Here is a 21,005-nt window from a genome sequence, read left to right on the forward strand (position 1 = left end):
GCGCGCGGCCGGTTCATCGGACTGCGCGCGCCAGCAGCGACCGGCCCCCTCCGGGGTTGGACACTGCACCTTCCGGCACCCGTCGTCACCGCTGCCGGCGTGACTGCATTCTTCGCTTTCTCCCGACGGTAAGGGCGGATACACGTGCTGCGGTCTGCCTGCGGGCCCACACTCGCCGGCGATGCCCTCTCCTCCAGCCATGCCCGAAGCGAAGCCTCAATATCCGTTGATCAATGAAGTGTGGGGCGGATTTGCCGCCACGCTTGTCGCCCTGCCGGCGGCGATCGGCTACGGCGTGGCGGTGTATGGTGGGCTCGGGGCGGAGTACGTCGGCTACGGAGTTCGTGCCGGCCTGATTGGCGCCATCGTGCTGGGGTTCGTGACGGCCGCGATCGGTGGCGCTCCACGGCTCATCTCTGCGCCGAGCGCACCTGCGGCGGCGATCCTCGCTTCGGTCGCGGCCACGCTATCGGCCGCGCAATCCAGCCAGGTGCCGGAGCGGGTCCTGATGCTGCTCGGGATCATGGTCCTGATCGCCGGTGCCTTGCAGGCATTGTACGGCGCGCTGGGCGGCGGCAGGCTGATCAAATTCATCCCCTATCCGGTAGTCGCCGGTTACCTGAGCGCGGTCGCGGTCATGATCCTGCTGCAGCAGCTCCCGAGGTTTCTCGGCGTGGGGGCCAAATCGTCGGGGTGGCAGGTGCTCTTCTCTCCGGCGGCCTGGCAGTGGTCCGCCATCACGGTGGGCACGACGACCATCCTTGGAATGGTATTCCTGCCCCGGGTCATTCGCCGGATTCCCGCGGCGATACTCGGACTCGCGTGTGGCGTCGCCACGTACTTCGTCCTCGCGCTTGGCCATGCCGCCTTGCTCCGGACGGTCGGCAATCCGCTCGTGCTGGGTGACGTGGCGCCCGGTGACATCGTGGGCGCACAGGGAGCGGAGGCCATGTTGCGCGCCTTGCGGCAGGTCGGATGGGACGACATTGCCTCCCTCCTCGCCCCCGCGGTGGCGCTCTCGATCCTGCTGTCGGTGGATTCGCTGAAGACCTGCGTGATCGTCGATGCGCTCACCTTCGGCCGGCACGGCTCCAATCGCACGCTCCTGGGCCAGGGTGCGGGGAACTGCATGGCTGCGCTGCTCGGCGGGATGCCGGGCTCGGGCACGATGGGCGCCACGCTGGTCAACATTGAAAGCGGCGGCCGCACGCGCGCCTCGGGTGCGCTGGAGGGGGCGTTTGTCCTGCTCGCCGTGCTCGTGTTCGGCCGCTGGATCGCATGGGTGCCGCTGGCGAGCCTCGCCGGGATCCTGATCGTGGTCGCCTGCCGGATGGTTGACGTGCAGAGCCTGCGACTCGTGCGCCAGCGTTCCACCGTGCTTGATTTCCTGGTAGTCGCGACGGTGATCGCCGTGGCCGTGACCACGAACCTGATGGCTGCAGCCGGCGCCGGCGTGGCGCTCGCCATGCTGCTTTTCATCCGCGATCAGATTCGCGGGAGCGTGCTGCGGCGGAAGACGCATGGCGGGCAGACCTCCTCGAAGCAGCATCGACTGCCAACCGAACAGGCGATCCTCGATCGGTTCGGCACCGAGACCACGATCTGCGAACTGCAGGGCAGCCTGTTTTTCGGCACAACGGATCAGTTGTATCGCGAGCTCGAGACCGACCTGAAGACGAGTCGCTTCCTGATCCTCGACCTGCGGCGGGTGCAGTCGCTCGACTACACGGCGCGACATCTGTTTGCGCAGTTCGACGCGCTCCTGCGCCAGCATGGCGGGAGTCTCCTCTTCAGTCGCGTGCCGGCCCGGCCCGAGTTGCGCGATTACCTGAGCACCACCCCCTCCGCGGAAGACGGGCCGGGGCCGCGCACGTTTGCCACGCTCGACGACGCTTTGCAGTGGGCCGAGGACCGCATCCTGGCGGAGCATCTTCCCGAGCGGATAGACACCGCGGCACCGCTCGCGCTACGCGAGTTTGAACTGTTTCGCGGGGTGACGGACATCGCCGCGCTGTCTGCGTTGGCGGCGAGCGTCACCGAGCGCCACCTGGGCGCCGGCGAAGTGGTGTTCCAGGCCGGTGATTCGTCGGACGCCTTGTACCTGGTCCGGCGTGGCATCGTGCGCGTGATGTTGCCACTCAAGGGCAGTGGCTATCACACCCTCGCGACTTTCGGGCGCGGCACGTTCTTCGGTGAGATGGCCTTCCTGGTCCATGGCACCCGGTCGGCCAACGCCGTGGCCACCACCGAGGCCGACGTCTACCTGGTCACCCGCGCGCGCTTCGACGCGGTCGTGCGGGCTCACCCGACCGTGGGCGAGCAGGTATTCGAGCAACTCGCCTACACGCTCGCCGTGCGGCTGCGGCACGCCGACTCCGAGCTTCGTGCATTTTACGAGACGTGAGGGATCGGCCGACCGCAATGCGCACGATTTCCCCCGTCAAAAAACAGTGAGATGTATATACTCGGAACAAAAGCCGTCGCTTGAGTTTCGTGTTCCGCCCTCAAGAGAATCGTTGAAGTCCTCGATAGTGTCCCGTGTAAGCTCGAATGTCCTTTCCAATATGATGCTCAAACAGCCCCTACCACTCGTGTTCCGGAAAACGACCGCGCTGGCCGCGTTTTGCGCCACCGCGCTCCTTTCCGTCGCGGCGCCTTCGGCGCAAAGCGTGAGCGCGCCGCTCACGATTACGACTTTTGCCGGCGCCGCCGGCCAACCTGAGTCAACCAGCGGGGTCGGCACTGCGGCCCGGTTCTACCATCCCGCGGCGTTGGCGTTGGACTCGGCGGGCAATCTCTACGTTGCCGACGCCTCCAATAACATCGTCCGCAAGATCACGCCCGGCGGCGCGGTGACCGTATTCGCCAGCACGCCCGTTGATCCGCTCAACAATCTTCCCATCAACATCGGCTCCGCTGACGGCACCGGCACGGCCGCCCGGTTCTACATGGGCAGCCCGGAGATCTCCGGCCGTCCGATCACGCTCGGGATCGACAGCGCCGGTTCTCTTTATCTCGCCGACACCCTCAACAGCACGCTCCGCAAGATCACAGCCGGAGCCGTGGTGACCACACCCGCGGGCAGCGCGGGCAACATGGGCACCGATGATGGTACCGGCGCCGCCGCCCGGTTCTACGTGCCGACTGGCGCCGCCGCGGACGCCTCGGGCAATGTTTACGTGGCCGACAGCGCCAAGAACACGATTCGAAAGGTCACTCCCGCGGGCGTGGTCACCACCTTTGCCGGCTCTGCCTCCAGTTTCGGCAAGGTCGACGGCACCGGCACCGACGCACGTTTCAACGGCCCCCGAGGCATTGCCATCGATTCTGCGGGCAACCTCTACGTCACCGACACCGGCAACCACACGATCCGCAAGATCACCGCAGCTGGTGTGGTCACGACGATCGCCGGCTCCGGTGGCGTGAGCGGCACCGCCGACGGTGTCGGCACTGCGGCCCGCTTCAATGCCCCGACGGGGATTGCGGTCGACGGTTCGGGCAACCTCTACGTCGCAGACAAGAACAATCACGCGATTCGCAAGATCACCTCCGATGGCACCGTGAGCACGATCGCCGGGACGAAGGGAACCTCCGGTACAACTGACGGCACCGGCACCAACGCGCTCTTCCTGGAGCCTTCCGGTATCGCCGTCGATGCGGCCGGCTCGGTGGTCTACATCGCTGACACCGGCAATCACACGATCCGCAAGGGCGTCGTCGACAGCTCCGCGGGTTCGCTTGAAGTCACTGCGGTTCCGCCGGCCCTCGTGCAGGTGCGTTCCGGCACCAATGTCACGCTGAAGATTACTGCCACTGGTTCACCCTCGCCAACGTACCAGTGGTATCGTGATACGACCGCGATCGCCGGCGCTACCAATGCCTCTTACACGATCGGCTCCGCGACTCAGGCCGACATGGCCAACTATTCCGTCACGGTCACGAGCAATCTCGTCACGTACACCTCCTCGCCCACCAACGTGCAGGTCTTCGAGTCGCACGTGACGGTCCCGGGCATCACGCTCGTCAGCGTTCCGATTGGCCGCACCGTTGCCGCCGGCCAGGGCGTCACGTTCGCCGTCGAAGCTGCGTCCGCCTCGCCGATGACGTATCAGTGGACCCTCAATGGCACGCCGATCGTCGGTGCCACTGGCGCCTCCTACACCGTCAGCTCCGCCACGCTGGACAGCGCCGGGGCCTACGCCGTCATCATTTCCAACGGGACTGAATCCGTAACGACCACGAGTGTGACGCTCACGGTCACCGGCGTGACGGCTGTCGCCCCGCAAATCACCGCCCAGCCCGAATCCGTTTCGGTGGCCACCGGCGGGACGGCGACCTTCCGGGTCACCGCCACCGGCACGCCCACTCCGGTCTACCGCTGGAGCAAGGACGGCGTCGCCCTCAGCGACAGCGCCACCGTGTCTGGCTCCGCCACCGCCACGCTGACGATCAGCCAGGCGGCGGCCGCCGATGCCGGCGCCTATCGGGTGGCGGTTTCGAACTCCGCCGGCTCCATGACCAGCAATGCGGCCACACTGACGGTCACCACCGCGACGATCCCGCCCGCCCGCATCGTCAATATGTCGGTTCTCACGTCCATCGCCGCCGGCGAGGACTTCTATTTCGGCTACTATGTCGGCGGGAAGAACACCTCCGGCAACTCGCCGATCCTCATGCGCGCGCTCGGACCGACCCTCAGTGATCCGCGTCTCGGCGTTTCGAATCCGCTGCCCGATCCCTACGCCGAGGCCTATGACGGCGGAGACAAGGTGGCGCAGAACGACAACTGGGGCGGTTCCTCCACGATCGTCGACGTCGGCGCCAGCGTCTGGGCCTTCCCGCTGATCGCGACCAACTCCAAGGACGCTGCCATCTATCAGCCAGTCGTCTCTCCCGCGACGGGGCACTCACTTCGGGTCTCGGGTGCGGCGGGCAACACGGGCATGGTCTTGGCCGAACTCTACGAGACGACGCCCGACAGCAGCTACGTCGCCGGCAAGACCAAGCTGGTGAACGTTTCCGTGCGCAAGAGCATCGGCGGTCAGACGACCCTTGGCTTTACGATCGGCGGACCAGCCAGCAAGACCGTGAAAGTGCTGATCCGCGCGGTCGGCCCCCGGTTGGCTGAGCCGCCATTCAGCCTCCAGGGCACCATCGTCGATCCGATGTTGATCGTGTACCGGACGAGTGATCAGGCCGAGATCGCCCGGAACGACAACTGGACCGCCAGCGCGGAGATGACCGCGGCCCTCACCGCCACGTATGCCTTTGGCCTGGACACCGGCTCCAAGGACGCGGCGATCATCCTGACGCTGCCTCCCGGCGGTTACACCGCCACCGTGTCCCCGGTCTCGGGCACCGCGACCGGCCTCGGGCTCATTGAGCTTTACGAGATCGAGCCGTAATCGGGTCTGCCACTTCTGAATACCAAGGGCGCGCTCGGGTTCGAGCGCGCCCTTGTTGTGTCCGGGTTCTTTCGCAGGCTGCGGGTCCGGGCCGAGGCCGCGTTGCCCGGAGTTCGCTTATTCCTCGGATTTCAGCGCCGAGACGACCGAGAAGTCCTCCAGGGTCGACGTGTCGCCCCGCACCTCGCCGCCGGCGGCGATCTCCTTCAGGATGCGGCGCATGATCTTCCCGCTGCGCGTCTTGGGGAGCCCGGCGGCAAATCGGACCATGTCGGGGCGCGCCAGCGATCCGATCTCCTTGGCGACGTGCTCGCGCAACTCCTCCTTCAGCGAATCGGAGGCCTGGATACCGGCCTTGAGCGTGACGAACACCACGAGCGCCTGCCCCTTCAACTCGTCCGGCCGGCCCACCGCCGCCGCCTCGGCGACGCGCGGATGCGACACCAGCGCGCTTTCCACCTCGGCCGTGCCGATCCGGTGTCCGGATACGTTGAGGACGTCATCGATCCGGCCGACGATCCAGAAGTAGCCGTCGGCGTCCTGGCGCGCGCCATCGCCCGTGAAGTAGTACTCCGGGTGCTCGGGGAACTCGCTGAAGTATTGCCGTTTGAAACGGTCGTCGTCGCCCCAGAGCGTGCGCAGCATCGAAGGCCATGGCTTGGTGATCACGAGCTTGCCGCCGCTGTTGCGGGGCACCTCCACGCCGTGATCGTTCACCACCTTCGGCACGACGCCGAAGAACGGGCGCGTGGCGGAGCCGGGCTTCAAGGGCGTAAGGCCGGGCAGTGGCGCGATCATGATGCTGCCAGTCTCGGTCTGCCACCAGGTGTCCACGATCGGACACCGCCGTTTGCCGACCATTGTGTAGTACCACATCCACGCCTCGGGATTGATGGGCTCGCCAACCGAGCCGAGGAGGCGCAGCGAGTCGAGGCGATGGCGCAGGACGTAGTTGTCGCCCCAGCGCATGAAGGCGCGGATCGCGGTTGGCGCGGTGTAGAGGATCGTGAGTCCGTGGCGGTCGATCATCTGCCAGAAGCGGTCGGGCTCGGGATGATTCGGGGCGCCCTCGTACAGGAAGATCGTGGCGCCATTCGAGAGGAGCCCGTATACGACGTAGCTGTGCCCGGTGATCCAGCCGATGTCGGCTGAGCAGAAATAGCGGTCGTTTTCCTTCAGGTCGAAAACGTAGTGCGAGCTGAGCTTGCACCCGAGTAGGTAGCCGGCGCTCGTGTGCAGCACTCCCTTGGGTTTTCCGGTGGAGCCCGAGGTATAAAGGATGAACAGCGGGTGCTCGGCATCGAAGGCTTTTGCCGTGTGATAATTCGGCGCGCCTTCCCAGGCCTCGCGCCACCACGTATCGCGGCCCTCGACCATGTTCACCGGATTGCCGCAGCGTTTGACGACGATCACGCTCTGCACGCTGGGCGTGTGCTCGATCGCGCGGTCGACGTTGGCCTTCAGCTCGATGACCTTGCCGCGGCGCCAGCCCCCGTCGGCCGTGATGACGAGTTTGGCGCGGCAGTCGTTGATGCGATCCTTCAGCGCCTCCGGACTGAACCCGCCGAACACGACGGTGTGGATGGCGCCGACCCGCGCGCACGCGAGCATTGCAATCACCGCCTCGGGGATCATCGGCATGTAGATGGCCACGCGATCGCCCTCGCCCACGCCCATGTTCTCAAAGATGTGCGCCCAACGGCAGACGTGGAAGTGAAGCTGCTTGTAAGTGATTGTGCGCACGTCACCTGGCTCGCCCTCGAAAATCAGCGCCGCCTTGTTCTCGCGCGGCGTGCCGAGGTGACGATCGAGGCAGTTTTCGGAGACATTGAGCTTTCCGCCGACGAACCATTTCGCGCGCGGGGGATTCCACTCGAGCACGCGCTTGTAGGGTTTGCGCCACACAAGATGCTCTTTGGCCTGTGTATCCCAGAACTTGTCTGGGGAGTTGACAGATTCCGCGTAGAGCCTTTTGTAGGCCACATCACTCCCAAGGTTTGCTTGGGCTTTGAACTCGGCCGAAGGCCTGAATTTCCGGTGTTCCCGGGATACTGAGGTAATCGTCTGATCTGGCACGTGGGTGTCGGTTGTGGGGTTAACGACGCGAATCGCGGCACTAATCCCGCTGGAAGTTTTAAGCGTCAAGCGGCGGGACGTGTTTCTGCCCTCATACTGTCATGGAAAAGAAAAGTGAGTCCGCCCCGTCGGCCCCAGCTGCCGCATTGCCTATTGGCAACGCGCCCGTCGCCCCCGCGGACAACGCCAACTCCGCTCCCGCCGCTCCGGTCGATAACACGATCCGCGTCGAGGGCGTTCTCGAGATCGACACCCAGCGCGGCGGCAACGGCCAGCTGATTGATGTCGTCAAGGGCGGCAAGCGCCGCCCCACCGATCCCTTTGTCCCGAAGGAGCTCATTCGTCGTTTCAAGCTGAAGACCGGCATGCGCGTCGGCGGCACGGCGTTTCCGCCCGACGGCCGCTTCCCGAACCCGAAGATGAAGTTCATCGAATCGGTCGACGGGAAATCCATCGAGGAGCGCCGCGCGAAGCCGGAGTTCACGACGCTCACGACCATCTCGCCAAATCAGCATCTGAAGATGGAGATGAAGGATGGCCGCATGACCACGCGCGCCGTCGACCTTTTCTGCCCCATCGGCAAGGGCACCCGTGGCCTCATCGTCGCTCCGCCCCGCACCGGCAAGACCACGCTCCTGCGCGACATGGCGCTCGGCGTCCTCGAGAACAACCCCGAGTGCCAGGTCATGATCCTCCTCGTCGACGAGCGTCCCGAGGAAGTCACCGATTTCAAACGCAGCGTCCCCGGCGCGGAGATCTGGGCCTCGTCCAACGACGAGCAGATCGAGAACCACATCCGCATTGCCGACCTCTGCATCGAGCGCGCCAAGCGCCTCGTCGAGACCGGCGGCGACGTCGTCCTCTTCGTCGACTCGATCACGCGCCTTTCCCGCGCCCACAACACCGCTCGCAACTCGGGCCGTACCGGCTCCGGCGGCCTCGACGTCCGCGCCCTTGAGAAGCCGCGGCAGATGTTCGCCACCGCCCGCAAGACCGAGGAAGGCGGTTCCCTCACCATCATCGCCTCCGTGCTCGTCGAGACCGGCAGCCGCATGGATGACGTGATTTTCCAGGAGTTCAAAGGCACCGGCAACATGGAGCTCGTCCTCGACCGCAAGTGCGCCGAGATGCGCCTGTGGCCCGCGATCAACATCGCTTCCAGCGGCACTCGCAAGGAGGAGCTTCTCATCGACGCGAAGTCGCTTGAGGGGATCCACTTCTTCCGCCGCGCCCTCGTGCAGCAGAAGATCGAGGAGGCCTGCGAGACCATGATCGCCCGCCTGTCGAAAACCAAAACGAATGCCGAGTTCCTAAAACTCATTGCCCGTTAGTCGCCCTCCGGCCGGTCCCCTCGGGGCCGGCTTTTTTACAGCCGTACTTTCCCGCCGAGCTTTCCTCTTGCTCCCCTCTCAAAACTCTTGAGAGTCACCCCTTTCTCAGCGCCCGCCGCACGTCCGCAGTTCAGATACCAGCAAACCAAGCATGCATAGTTTTTCCGAGCAATGTCTCGACATGGCCCGCTCGATGTTGGGCCACAACCTAGAGTCCGTTCAACCTGACGGCACTGTCCTCCCCGCCAAAGGCGAACAATCCCGGCCTGATGAGCCAGGCCACGTCGCCTTCGCCCTCGGCGAATTCTACCGCGCCACCGGAGAAACCACCCTCAAGGGCTACGATCTCGTTGACCTGGCGGCGCGCTGCATCACCGCCCAGATGTTCACCGAGCCGGCCGCCGAAAACGGGCTCGCCTACTCGGCCCTCGGCCTCCTCGCCTACGGCCCCTCCAAGGAGCGCAACCCCGTCTGGGAACGCCTCGTCGAGGAGACCCAGCAGCGCATCGACAAGGCCCTCCTGCACCGCAGCGACTACGATAACCACTGGCAGGCATTCAACATCGCCAAGGCCGTCGCCCGCTTCAGCCTCGGCCTCTCCAAGAAGGACGAAACCTCCCGGCTCATCGAGCGCATGGTCGACCGCATCAACCAGACCAGTTCGGCGGGCTTCTTCGACGACGCCACCGAGGGCCTGGGCGGCAACTTCAATCTCTACGGCGTGATGACGTTCGTCTTCACGCGCTCCGCCCTCCAGCTCCACGCCAACAGCGGCGTCCGCGACCGGAAGCTCCCGACCCTTCGCACCTACGCCGAGAAGTACATCAAGATGATGCCCGACTTGGTCCGCGCGGACGGCCTCGGCTGGGCGTTCGGCCGCGCCGCGGGCGCGTACGGCCAGATGCACTGCATCAGCCTCATCTTGCAGGGGCTCCGCGATGGGTGGATCCCGGACGACCAGAAGCCGAAGTACTTCGATATCCTGCGCCGGCTGTTCATGTTCTTCTACGAAACCTACCTTGACCAGGAGCAGGGTTTCCTCGATCTGCGCGACGATGAGCGCACCGCGTACAACCACCACACCACACGCATGGCGAACTTCGATGCCGCGCGCTACCTGTGCCAGTGGTCCCGCCTCGCCAAGACCGTGCAGATGCCGTCCGGCGTGCCGAAGATTGAGCCCTCCCGCACCACCGGCCGCTTCGTCATCTTCGACAAGTCGAACCGCAAGGAACAGGGCCTCTTCGTCTACCGCGACGGCGAGTCTGGCCTGCACCTGCAGATTCCGCTCATCAGCTCGGGCACCACGCTCACGAGCGACTCCCTCGCCTTCCCGCATTCGCCGGGCATCTTCGACTGGGCCAACAACGTTTACGTCCCGGTCATGCTCCCCGAGCTCACCTTCGGCGAGCACGTCACCCTGCCTTCGTTCTACGGCAAGAACTGCGTCACCGGTCTCGGCCTGCGCAACAGCTTCTACTTCCGTTACGAGCAGCCCGAACTGATCAACCTCAAGGAGGAGATCGTGAAGGGCCTCGGCAGCGTGAAGGTCCAGTGGAACTTCTCGGGCAACAAGATCGGCTGCGAGTTCGCTTACACCGTCAAGCAGCAGGTCACCCTCGACAAGCTCCGGTACTGCCTCGTCATCGCCGCGCCGCACTCAAAGTACCGCGTCACCGGCGGGCTTACCCTCGGGGCCCAGGGCCATCGCTGCACCGTCGCGAAGGATGACTTCCAGGCCACCTGGCTCGAGACCGAAGTCGTCAGCGCCGACCCGACCTACCGCACGAATTACGGCAAGATCCATTACCTGCAGTATCTCGTGCGTGATCACCCGCTGATCATGCGTCCGGGCCACGTGTACCGCCTCGCCGTCAACTTCGAGCCCGAGGTCGCCCCGATCGACGCCTGAGCCTCCTGCTCAGCGCCAGTCACACTCCAGTGAATTGACGGCCGGTACACCCGGCCGTCGTTTGCTTGCGTCCACCCCGCCTCCCCGGCCCTTCTGCTCGCATGCTCTCCCGCCGCATCATTCCGTGCCTGGACGTCAACGCCGGTCGCGTCGTCAAGGGCGTTAAGTTCCAGGAACTCCGCGACGCCGGCGATCCCGTCCAGTGCGCCAAGGCCTACGACGCCCAGGGCGCCGACGAGCTCGTGTTCCTCGACATCACCGCGTCGAGCGACAACCGCGGGATCATGCACCACGTTGTCGCCGCCACCGCGGAGCAGTGCTTCATGCCGCTCACCGTGGGCGGCGGCCTCCGCTCCGTGGGCGACATCGAGGCGATGCTGAAATCGGGCGCCGACAAGGTTTCGCTCAACACCGCCGCGATCAAGGACCCCGCGCTCATCCAGGCGTCCTCCGATCGCTTTGGCGCGCAGTGCATCGTCGTCGCGATCGACGCCAAGCGCGAACCTGACGGCCGCTCCTGGCGCGTTTACACGCACGGCGGTCGCAACCGCACCGAACTCGATGCGATCGCCTGGGCCGAACGCGCCGCCAGCCTCGGCGCCGGCGAGATTCTCCTCACCAGCATGGACGCCGACGGGACCCTCGCCGGCTACGACCTCGGGCTGACCCGTGCGGTCAGCGACGCCGTCGGCATCCCTGTCATTGCCAGTGGCGGCGCCGGCAAACTGGATCACTTCGCCGAGGTGCTCGACGCCGGCCACGCCAGCGCCGTCCTCGCCGCCAGCCTGTTCCACTTTGGCACGTTCACGATTCCTCAGGTAAAGGACTACCTCGCCGACCAAGGCGTGCCGGTTCGCCGCTGATCGCTGGAAGCTCAGGAGTTCGCGGCAAGGAGGACCCGGGCACGAGGGGTGCAATTATAACGCATTATCTCTCGGACGGTTGCGGGATAATGTCCAGATACTCGGCCATTCTGTCCAGATACTCGGCGAATAATGTCCGGATACTCCCGGTGCCTCCCGGGCCATGCGTCCGGGACAAACCGTGCTCTTGCGCCTCTTCGCTGACGCGGCGTTGCGAGTTCGAGTCCTCCAAGGCCCGGCGAGCGACCGGCTCCGCCTGCCTCCTCCGCGGTCTGTGGCGGCATGCAGCAAGCCAACATTTGGGTCGGCACGAGCGGCTGGGTTTACAAGGAGTGGGCCGGCGCCTTCTACCCGCGGGGCTGGCCGAAGCAGCGCGAGTTCGAGTACTACCTGCGCCACTTTCCGACGGTGGAGATCAACGCCACGTTCTACCGCCTGCCGACCCGCAGCATGGTCCGCGGCTGGCATGACCGCGCTCCCGAGGGCTTCGTCTACGCCGTGAAAGGCAGCCGCTACCTGACTCACCTCAAGCGGCTCAAGGACACTTCGCACGGCCTGCAAAAGTACCTCCGCCGCATCGCCCCCCTCGCCGAGCACACCGGCCCGGTCCTTTGGCAACTGCCGCCGACGTTTCCCAAAAGCGACAAAACATTCGCGCGCCTGGAGCGCTTTCTCTCCCGGCTCCCGCGCCGCGGGCTTCGGCACGCCATCGAGTTCCGCCACCCGAGCTGGCTCGACGAGCAGACGTATGCGCTCCTGCGGCGGCGCGGCACGGCCAGCGTCTGGGTGAGTTCGCTGCAGATGCCGGTCGACCACACTGTCACCGCCGATTTCGTGTACCTGCGCTTTCACGGCCTCGAGGGCGGCGCCTACCACGACTACACCGACGCCGAACTCGCACCGTGGTGCCGTGCTCTCACCCGCGTCTCCCGTCGGGGCATCCCCGCGTACGTCTATTTCAACAACGACCTCAACACGCGGGCGCCCCAGAACGCCGAGCGCCTGATGGAGATGCTCGGCGAACGCGCCCTCCCTCCGATCCCGCAATCCCCGTCCGCGCCAGCCATCACTCCTGCGGCCGCCATCGAGCCGTCGCGACCGTCTCGCCGTCGCGCCCCCAGGGCCACCGCCACCCAACGCCGTCCGGCGCGGTCACGGCGCTCCCCCACGCCGTCCCACGCGGCGGTCCTACGCTCCCGCACGCCGCACGGCCGGCCTGTTTTTGCCCAGCCTTCCGTGCGTATCCCCTCTCCGGCGACACGCCGCGCCCGCGTGCCCGCGGCCTCGCCCCGCCTGCACCCCGCCTGAGCTCTGCCGACGCACGCCAACGCTCCGCCAGCTCACCGACTGCGCGGTCATGCCCCCTCCGCGTACTCCACGTGGCACCGCGATCCCGCCATCGCCGGCGTGTGAGCGATTGCCTCGACCGGGCCGCAGTCCCAGCGTGGCGCAGTGTCCGGCTCCAGCGTCACACCTGCCTCCCGTGCCCCATCGCGATCCCGCCTGCTCTGGCCGCTCCTCGGCGGGCTCGGGTTTGTCCTCGTTCTCGCCGTCGTCTACCAGGCGGTGTGGTCCGCCGGTTTCATCTGGGATGACGAGTCCCACCTGACGGAGAACCCGTGCATCATTGGTCCACTCGGGCTGCGCGAGGTCTGGACCAGCGCCTCGGCGAACTACTTCCCGCTGGTCCTGACCCATCTCTGGGTGCAGCACGCGATCTGGGGGCTCCAGCCGCTTCCGTATCACCTCGCCAGTCTCCTGCTTCACGCCCTCAGCGCTTTCCTGCTCGCTCGCGTCCTGCTGCGCCTGCGGGTGCCGGGCGCCTGGCTTGGCGCCGCCTTGTGGGCGTTCCACCCGATCGCCGTCGAATCGGTGGCGTGGATCTCGGAGCTGAAGAACACCCAGTCCGCGGTATTTTACCTGCTGGCAGCCCTCGCCTACCTGCGCTGGCTCGACGCCACCGAGCCCGGCGCCCGCCGTCGCGCCTACGCGCTCACCGTCCTAAGCTTCGCCGCCGCCCTGCTCAGCAAGCCGTCCACGGTCATGTTGCCCGCCGCGCTTCTGCTCTGCGCGTACGCCCGCGACCGCCGCACATCCTGGCGCAACGTCGCCTGGCTCCTGCCGCTCTTCGCCCTGGCGGCACTGGCTTCGGGCTGGACCGTCTGGGAGCAAAAGTACCACTCCTTCGCCGCCGGCCCCGAGTGGGCGCTCACGCCGCTTCAGCGTGCGGCGATTGCGGGCAAGGCCGTCTGGTTCTACCTCGGCAAACTCGCCTGGCCCGAGCCGCTGATGTTCGTCTATCCGCGGTGGCAGCCCGCCGCCGACCCGCTTGCGCTCCTGCCTTTGCTCGGCGCCATCGCACTGCCGCTGGCGCTGGCCGCGCTCCGTCATCCCGTCGCCCGCGCCGCCATCTGGGCCTACGGCTACTTTGTCCTGCTGCTGTTTCCCGTCCTCGGCTTCTTCGACGTTTACTACTTCCGCTATTCCTTCGTCGCGGATCATTTTCAGTACCTCGCCAGCATGGGGCCACTCGCCCTGGCCGGCGCCGGCATCGTCACGGTTGGCCGGCATGTTGCCGGCTTCGGTCGCGCCGCCGTCGTCGTCGCGACGGCACTGGTCCTTATCATGCTCGCCACGCTGACGTGGCGGCATGCGTGGACGTTCTCCACCCCGACGACCCTCTGGCGCGCCACGCAGGAGCGAAACCCAAACTGCTGGATCGCTGAGTCGATCCTCGGCAATGACGCGCGCGATGCCGGGCGGCTCGACGACGCACTGCAGATGCACCGCCACGCGCTGGCCCTCGATCCGTACGCCCATGAGGCGTACTACAATCTCGGGCTCACCTTGGTGAAACTCGGCCGCACCGAGGAGGCGATCGCCCAATACCAACGCGCGCTCGCGATCAAACCCAACTTCCACGAGGCGGAACATAACTTGGGCGTCGCCCTCGCCACTGCCGGTCGCCCAGCCGAGGCAATTCCCCACTATCGTCAGGCGTTGCGCTTCAAGCCACTGGCGGAGTCGCACTACATGCTTGCTCTCTCGCTGACGCTCACCGGTGCCGGCGACGAAGCGATCGCGCACTACCAGCAGGCACTGCAACTGCGCCCAAATTACCGTTCTGTGCATTATGCGCTCGGCCGCACTTATGAGTTGCTGGAGCGCCACCGCGAGGCGGCCGCGGAATTCCGTGCCGAGCTGGGGTTGGATGCCACTTCGTTCCCGGCGCGCGTCCATCTCGCCGCCGCCCAATACCGGCTCGGCGACGCCCGTGCTGCCGGTCGCGAATACGAAACCGCGCTCCGACTGGAGCCGGATCACGCCGACGCCCAGTGCGATTATGCCGCCGTGCTCGCCGCCACCGGCGACATCGCGCGCGCAGTCGAACACTACCAGGCGGCAGTGCGCCTCGAGCCAGATCTCGCCGCCGCGCACCACAATCTTGCGGTGCATCTGCAGGCGCTGGGCCGCTCCGCGGAAAGCGCCGCGCACGCGGCGATCGCTCGCCGGCTACAGCCGAATCTGCCGGCTTTGCCGTCGCGTTAAGGTTCGTCCCTCCGGCGGCGCCAAACCCACGGCGCCCCGGGGTTAGCTCGTCCGCGGCTGCGCCTCTGGCTTCGATTCCGTCTCGGACTTTGGCTCCGTCTCCGGCTTCGGCACTGATTCTGGCTCGGGTTTGCCGGCGTCCTGCGGCTTGTTCGCGGCTTCCGGCTGGACAGCCGCATCCGCCGCGGGTTTGGCGTCCGCTTTCGGCTTCGGCGCGCCCACGAGCACGGTCAACTGCTCCTGCACGGCCACGAAAAACTCCGGCGTCAGCTCGCCGATCGGCACCTCAAACATCTGCTTCGTCTTGGCGTGTTCGTAGCGGTTGCGCAGGCCGTCGCTCGACTTGCCGCGCGGCCGCAGCGTCTTCTTGCGCTCCAGCATCAGCGCCAGGAACTGCAGCAGGCGTGTGTTCTCCGGCGTCGGCTCCGTGGTCGGATCCGCCAGGGTCGCAAACAGATTTTCCGCCGTCAGCTTCAGCGCCCGGTCGTTGTTCTCGCCCGCCTTGCGCGGCTTGTACGCCTGCACCCAGCGGCACGCGATAAACCCCTCCGGCGCAAAGTTCGCGGTATGCTGCTCGAGCACATCGTAGCGCACGATGTCCAGGTTCGCCGCGCGCACCAGAAAGCTCGCGACCCGCCCGCCTTCAACAAACGGCTCGCCCGAGACGAAGCACGTTTTCGCCAGCGGCTGCAGATTCATTTCCATAGGCTTTCTTGTTTACTGGGCGAGATGCCGGACGCTAGCTCTTTCCCGCCGCATGAATGGGAGACTCATCGCCATCGGTGACATCCACGGCTGTCACCTCGAATTTGCCGATCTTCTCTCGCGCCTCGCCCTGAGCCGCGGCGACCGCCTCGTGCTGCTTGGCGACCTCATCAACCGCGGCCCCGACAGCCGCAAGGTCATCGATCTCGCCCGCGAGGCCGGCGCGCTCGCACTGATGGGCAATCACGAACTGCGGCTCCTCAAGTATCGTCGCACCGGTGACAAGCGGTACGTGAAGGACACCGACCTCGAGACGTTCAAGCTGCTGCGCCCGGCCGACTGGGAGTTTCTCGCCGGCATGGCGCTGACGTACCACGAGCCCGATCTCAACACCGTGTTCGTCCACGGCGGTTTCCTGCCCGACCAACCATGGGAGAAGCAGCCGGCTGAGGTGGTGACGCGGGTGCAAGTCATTGACCAGGACGGCCGCCCCGCCAAACGCGCCGAGCGACCCGATGCCCCCATGTGGGCCGACCTGTGGAGCGGCCCGCCGTTCGTCATCTACGGCCACACGCCGCGCGAAGAGGTCTACAAACTCAAGTGGTCGCTTGGCCTGGACACCGGCTGCGTCGTCGGCGGCCACCTCACGGCGTACATCCTCCCAGAAAAACGTTTCGTTCAGGTGAAAGCCCGCCAACGGTACTGGCCATGACGACGCCCTCCTCGGACTCCCCGAATTCCGCCGCCGCAACCACCGATGCCGCGCTCGCCGACACGCTGCTCATGTGCGTGGATATGCAGCCGGTTTTCGTTCGCGCCGTGGCCGAGGGAACCAGCATCCAGAAGCGCTGCGCATTCGCCCTCGCCGCCGCCCGCGGTCTCGGCATGCCGATCATATTCACCGAGCAGGTGCCCGACAAACTCGGCGCCACCGATCCCGCCTTGCGCGCGCTTGCGCCCGACGCGCCGGTGTATCCGAAACGCACCTTCTCCGTCCTCGCCGACGCCGCCACCCGCGACGCCATCCTCGCCGACGGCAAGGTCCAGCATCTACTGCTCTGCGGCATCGAGACCTCGGTGTGCGTCTACCAGACCGCGCTCGCCGCCCGCGAACACGGCCTGGAGGTTACGATTCTCAGCGACGCCGTGAGCGCGCGTCGACCCGACGACGCTCGTGCCTGCCTCGAGGCGCTTGCCCGCGCCGGGGTGCACGTACTGCCGTCGGAAACGATCTTCTACGCTGTGCTCCACGACGTGAAGCACCCCTTCTTCAAGGCGTACACCCAGCTGGTGAAGGCGGCCTCCTGAGCCTCTGGCCGGGATTACGGTTGCCGCCGCCGGGGCGCGTAGGCTTGGCTTCGGCCCGAATCATGGCCGACGACGTCTCCCTCCTGCTCGTCCGCGAGTTGAAGGCATTCGATGCCTCCTCGCACGGGCGCCCGTTCTCCAGTCTCCTCGTCCTCAAGCGGCTCGCCGCGAAGACCGCATCCAACGGCAATCCGTTCTGCAGCCTCGAGCTCGGCGACCGCACCGGCTCATTCACGTGCACCGTGTTCGGCGACAGCCCCGTTTTCGAGATACTGCGCAACGCCGGCGAGGGCGCGGTGGTCCGCGTCGAGGGCAAGGTTGAGTTCTACCAGGGCCGCTTCTCACCGCGGCTGGCGAAGGTCGTCGCCCTCGCCGAGACCGAGCTCGGCGCGCCCGGCCTGCTCGAAAATCTGGTCGAGGTCGCGCCCGAGGACCACGAGGGCATGTGGACTGAGATCCAGGCGTTCATCGACGGCATCAAGCACGACGCCCTGCGGATGACCGTGCGCACCGTGTTCGAAGAGGTCGGCGAGGCATTCCGCTGGACGCCCGCCGCCGTCAGCATGCACCACGCGTACCGGCACGGCCTGCTGGAGCACACCACCCACATGGCGCGTGCCTGCCACGCCTTGCTTCCGCTTTATCCGCAGGTCGACCCCGATCTCGCGATGGCCGGCATCCTCCTGCACGACACCGGCAAGACCATCGAGTACGAGGGCACTCTCGCCACTCGCCGCAGCCGCCGCGGCATCCTGCAGGGCCACGTCGTTCTGGGCTACCAACTCGCCCGCAAGGCCGGCATCAAGGCCCACCTCGACCCCGAGCGTCTCGAGCGGCTCGAGCACATCATTCTCTCGCACCAGGGTGAGCCCGAATGGGGCGCGGCCGTCTACGCCGCCACGCCCGAGGCCGTCTTCGTGTCGATGATCGACAACCTCGACGCCAAGATGGGCATGGTCCAGCGCGCCCTCCGCCAGGCCGGCGAAGCCGACGAGTTCTCCGAACGCCTGCCAGGCCTCAGCACCACCCTCCTCACGCGCAAGATCCCGGCCGCAGCTTCCATTCCCCCACCCGCGCCCGCTTCCGAGCCGCCGTCTGCCTAGGCGGTCCCCGCAGTCCTTTTCCCACTCTGCCGCCGCCATTCTTGAGGGGCCAGGGGCCTGTTCTCGTCGTCGCGTGAGGCACTCGGCGCCAAGCGACGGCGATTGAATTCACACGGGCCAAATTGCCGTTCGCGCCAACGCCAGCATACTACGGGTCCACCCGCGCTTGATCCTATCCCCGTGGCCCCACCGATCTCCACCTTCCCGCCGCCTGCGGATCCTCTCACCAACTCGATTCTTCAGGAACTGGAGCAAGCTCGGCTCGAGGGCCTTCGGGTCTGCCACCGCCTCCGCGAGCAAGCAGCGGTCAATCCCTCGGTCGGCGAGGACGCCCGCCAGGTGGAGGCGTTGCTGACGCGCGTGACGCATATCGCGGCACAGGTTCGCGAAGGAGTCTTCCCAGCCGTTCCACCCAAAGACCAGGACCCGCAGTTCCGCCATATTTTCGACGCCGTGCCCGGCATGATTTGTGTGCTTAACGCCAAGGGGGAGGTGGAGCTGCTCAATGCGCGCGTCCTGGAGTATTTCGGCCGCTCCCTCGAGGAGCTGAAGAACTGGGCGCTGCTTGACGCCGTCCACCCGGACGACGTGAGCGGTGTGATCGAGGCGTGGCGGCACTCCGTCGCCACGGGCGAGCCATTCGATCGCGAGCAGCGGCAGCGCCGCGCAGACGGCGTCTACCGCTGGCAGCATTCTCGCGCCGAGCCGGTCCGGGATGAACTCGGGCGGGTTGCCGCCTGGTACATGCTGATCACCGATATCGACGATCTGCGGCAAACCGCCGATGCCCTGCGTCGGTCGGAGCAGTCGGCCCGCAGCCAGAGCAGCGCCTTGCGGCGCATTCTCGACGCGCTCGCGCACGAATCATCGGTGGACCGGATCGTCGAACACATGCTGGCGACGATCACCGAGCAGCTGCATGCCCACAGCTGCAGCGTATGGTCCCGGGATACCGATACCGGACTGCTCCACTTCGCGTTCTCCTCCGGCACGCAGGGCTTCCGGACGCGGGCCGACGTCAGGTGCACCAAGACATTTTCGTCGGAACGCGGCACGGAACTCTGGCCGGGCGTCGATCTCTTCCAGGCCGGCTCGCCTCAGGTGGTCGAAGACATCCGAAACATGCCGGATTTTCCATGGCGCTCCGACCTCCTCGCCCAGGGTATCGTCACGGTGCTGGTGATTCCGATGGTCATCGCGAGCGAGGTGCGAGGGATCCTGGGCATCCGATTCGACCAGAAGCGGTCGCTCCGGCCCGAGGAAATCCAGCTCGCCCAACTCCTTGCCAATCAGGCGATGCTCGCCATGCAGCTCAGCCGGATTTCCGCCGAGAATCGGCAGACTGCAGTCCTGGCGGAGCGGAATCGGATGGCCCGTGACATGCATGACACGCTCGCGCAGGGATTCACCGGCATCATCGTGCAACTGGAGGCGGCCGCCGATGCCACTTCGCGCGGGTTGTCTGCCGCGGCCGCCGACCATGTCGCCCGCGCCGGCGGTCTTGCTCGCGATAGTCTCAAGGACGCCCGGCGGTCCGTGCAGGCCCTGCGCCCCCAGGCGCTCGAGCAGCAGGATTTCAGCGCGGCCCTGCGCGAAATGGTCCAAAAGCTGACTGCGCGCACCACCCTGCAGCCGCGGATCGAGGTCTCCGGTACTCCGCGGACGCTGGCCGTCACGCACGAAGACAATCTACTCCGAATCAGCCAGGAGGTCCTCACCAACGCTCTTCGCCATGCGCAAGCGACCGATTTCTCCGTCCGCCTGGCATTCACCGACCAGGAGCTGTCTCTTGAGCTACGCGACAATGGCCGCGGTTTCGATCTGGCCCAGCGCAGCGAGGGCCTTGGGCTGCTCGGCATCAGGGAGCGAACGGAGCAAATCGGCGGGACGTTGACCATCACGACCGCTGTCGGCCAAGGCACCATCACGCGAATCGTTCTGCCGCTCGCGCCGTCGCTCGCTCGAGCCACCCCATGAATCGCCCCGCTGCCATGCATCCGGTCGCCACGTCCACCGCGCCATCGATCCGCGTCCTCGTGGCCGACGATCACGTCACCGTCCGGGAGGGGCTGGTCGCGATTATCGGACGCCAGCCCGACATGACGGTGGTCGCCGAGGCTGCGAATGGCCGCGAAGCCGTGACGCTGTGGGCGCGGCACCGCCCCGATCTCACCTTGCTCGACCTCCAGATGCCCCTCCTCGATGGGGTGCGCGCACTCGAGGAAATCCGCCAGCTGGATGCCAACGCCCGAGCGGTCATGCTCACCACGTTCGACACCGACGCTGACATTGCCCGCGCGATCAAAGCCGGGGCCCGCGGTTACCTGCTGAAAGACGCGCCGCGCGAAGAACTGCTCGCCGGAATTCGAAAGGTGCACGCGGGGGAGACGTCAATTGGACCGGCTATCGTCGCGAAGCTCGTCGCGGGCATCAGCCATGAGGCGCTCACCCGACGCGAACAGGAGGTCCTCGCCCTGCTTGCCCGCGGCAAGAGCAACAAGGAGATTGGGACGGACCTCTTCATCAGCGAAACCACGGTGAAGTCGCACCTCCGCGGCATCTTCACCAAGCTGAACGTCCTGAGTCGCACCGAAGCCATCGCCGCCGCCAGCCGGCGGGGCCTCGTGCAAATCTGAATGCGCATCGCTCTCGGGATCCGCGTCGCCGCCACCAGCGGCACCACTGGCCGATAACCCCGGAGCGCCGCGTTCTCCTGCGAAAGGAGGACCCGGGATTCCCTCTTTGGGACCGCC

General features: G+C 66.2%; 14 protein-coding genes. 12 read left to right on the forward strand and 2 right to left on the reverse strand.

Annotated elements, in window-relative coordinates; all coding sequences use genetic code 11:
• The first annotated feature begins 199 nt into the window (after positions 1-199).
• Both DB354_RS11195 and DB354_RS11200 read left to right on the forward strand, forming a co-directional pair.
• Complete coding sequence (locus DB354_RS11195) at positions 200-2,404, forward strand: SulP family inorganic anion transporter (RefSeq protein WP_158277490.1); 2,205 nt, start codon at positions 200-202, stop codon at positions 2,402-2,404.
• A 160-nt stretch (positions 2,405-2,564) separates the two neighbouring features.
• Positions 2,565-5,405 carry an immunoglobulin domain-containing protein gene (locus tag DB354_RS11200; protein WP_107835717.1) on the forward strand — a complete coding sequence of 947 codons (2,841 nt, stop codon included), beginning with the start codon at positions 2,565-2,567 and terminating at the stop codon, positions 5,403-5,405.
• A gap of 117 nt (positions 5,406-5,522) precedes the next feature.
• On the opposite strand, the gene acs is transcribed toward DB354_RS11200, so the two are convergent.
• Positions 5,523-7,481: an acetate--CoA ligase gene (gene acs / locus DB354_RS11205; protein WP_199226835.1), complete on the reverse strand. Its 1,959-nt coding sequence runs from the start codon at positions 7,479-7,481 to the stop codon at positions 5,523-5,525.
• A gap of 101 nt (positions 7,482-7,582) precedes the next feature.
• On the opposite strand from acs, the gene rho reads away from it, so the two are divergent.
• The 5 genes from rho (at position 7,583) to DB354_RS11230 (ending at position 15,136) form a co-directional block, all read left to right on the forward strand.
• The gene (gene rho, locus DB354_RS11210; RefSeq protein ID WP_107835719.1) at positions 7,583-8,812 is read left to right on the forward strand and encodes a transcription termination factor Rho; all 1,230 of its coding nucleotides are present in this window, start codon (positions 7,583-7,585) and stop codon (positions 8,810-8,812) included.
• Between the two features lie 151 nt (positions 8,813-8,963).
• Positions 8,964-10,724 carry a hypothetical protein gene (locus tag DB354_RS11215; RefSeq protein WP_233256615.1) on the forward strand — a complete coding sequence of 587 codons (1,761 nt, stop codon included), beginning with the start codon at positions 8,964-8,966 and terminating at the stop codon, positions 10,722-10,724.
• Between the two features lie 101 nt (positions 10,725-10,825).
• Positions 10,826-11,587 carry an imidazole glycerol phosphate synthase subunit HisF gene (gene hisF / locus DB354_RS11220; protein ID WP_107835721.1) on the forward strand — a complete coding sequence of 254 codons (762 nt, stop codon included), beginning with the start codon at positions 10,826-10,828 and terminating at the stop codon, positions 11,585-11,587.
• 282 nt (positions 11,588-11,869) lie between these two features.
• The gene (locus DB354_RS11225; protein WP_107835722.1) at positions 11,870-12,895 is read left to right on the forward strand and encodes a DUF72 domain-containing protein; all 1,026 of its coding nucleotides are present in this window, start codon (positions 11,870-11,872) and stop codon (positions 12,893-12,895) included.
• 144 nt (positions 12,896-13,039) lie between these two features.
• Complete coding sequence (locus DB354_RS11230; RefSeq protein WP_107835723.1) at positions 13,040-15,136, forward strand: tetratricopeptide repeat protein; 2,097 nt, start codon at positions 13,040-13,042, stop codon at positions 15,134-15,136.
• A gap of 42 nt (positions 15,137-15,178) precedes the next feature.
• Here DB354_RS11230 and DB354_RS11235 read toward each other — a convergent pair whose 3' ends face one another.
• Complete coding sequence (locus tag DB354_RS11235; RefSeq protein WP_199226836.1) at positions 15,179-15,835, reverse strand: hypothetical protein; 657 nt, start codon at positions 15,833-15,835, stop codon at positions 15,179-15,181.
• Between the two features lie 58 nt (positions 15,836-15,893).
• Between DB354_RS11235 and DB354_RS11240 the strand changes: the two genes are divergently transcribed.
• The 5 genes from DB354_RS11240 to DB354_RS11265 all read left to right on the forward strand — a co-directional run bounded on the left by DB354_RS11240 (position 15,894) and on the right by DB354_RS11265 (position 20,888).
• The gene (locus DB354_RS11240) at positions 15,894-16,553 is read left to right on the forward strand and encodes a metallophosphoesterase (RefSeq protein WP_107835724.1); all 660 of its coding nucleotides are present in this window, start codon (positions 15,894-15,896) and stop codon (positions 16,551-16,553) included.
• Positions 16,550-17,149 (forward strand): isochorismatase family protein, encoded by a 600-nt coding sequence (locus tag DB354_RS11245; RefSeq protein WP_107835725.1) that lies wholly within the window; start codon positions 16,550-16,552, stop codon positions 17,147-17,149. Before DB354_RS11240 ends, DB354_RS11245 begins: the two co-directional genes overlap by 4 nt.
• A gap of 62 nt (positions 17,150-17,211) precedes the next feature.
• The gene (locus tag DB354_RS11250) at positions 17,212-18,252 is read left to right on the forward strand and encodes an HD domain-containing protein (protein WP_107835726.1); all 1,041 of its coding nucleotides are present in this window, start codon (positions 17,212-17,214) and stop codon (positions 18,250-18,252) included.
• Positions 18,253-18,591: 339 nt separating this feature from the next.
• Positions 18,592-20,229, forward strand: coding sequence for a PAS domain-containing protein (locus DB354_RS11260; protein WP_146180197.1), 1,638 nt, complete (start codon positions 18,592-18,594; stop codon positions 20,227-20,229).
• Positions 20,226-20,888: a response regulator transcription factor gene (locus DB354_RS11265; RefSeq protein WP_233256616.1), complete on the forward strand. Its 663-nt coding sequence runs from the start codon at positions 20,226-20,228 to the stop codon at positions 20,886-20,888. Before DB354_RS11260 ends, DB354_RS11265 begins: the two co-directional genes overlap by 4 nt.
• Positions 20,889-21,005 lie beyond the last annotated feature (117 nt).

This window comes from Opitutus sp. ER46, from assembly GCF_003054705.1.
GTDB lineage: Bacteria > Verrucomicrobiota > Verrucomicrobiia > Opitutales > Opitutaceae > ER46.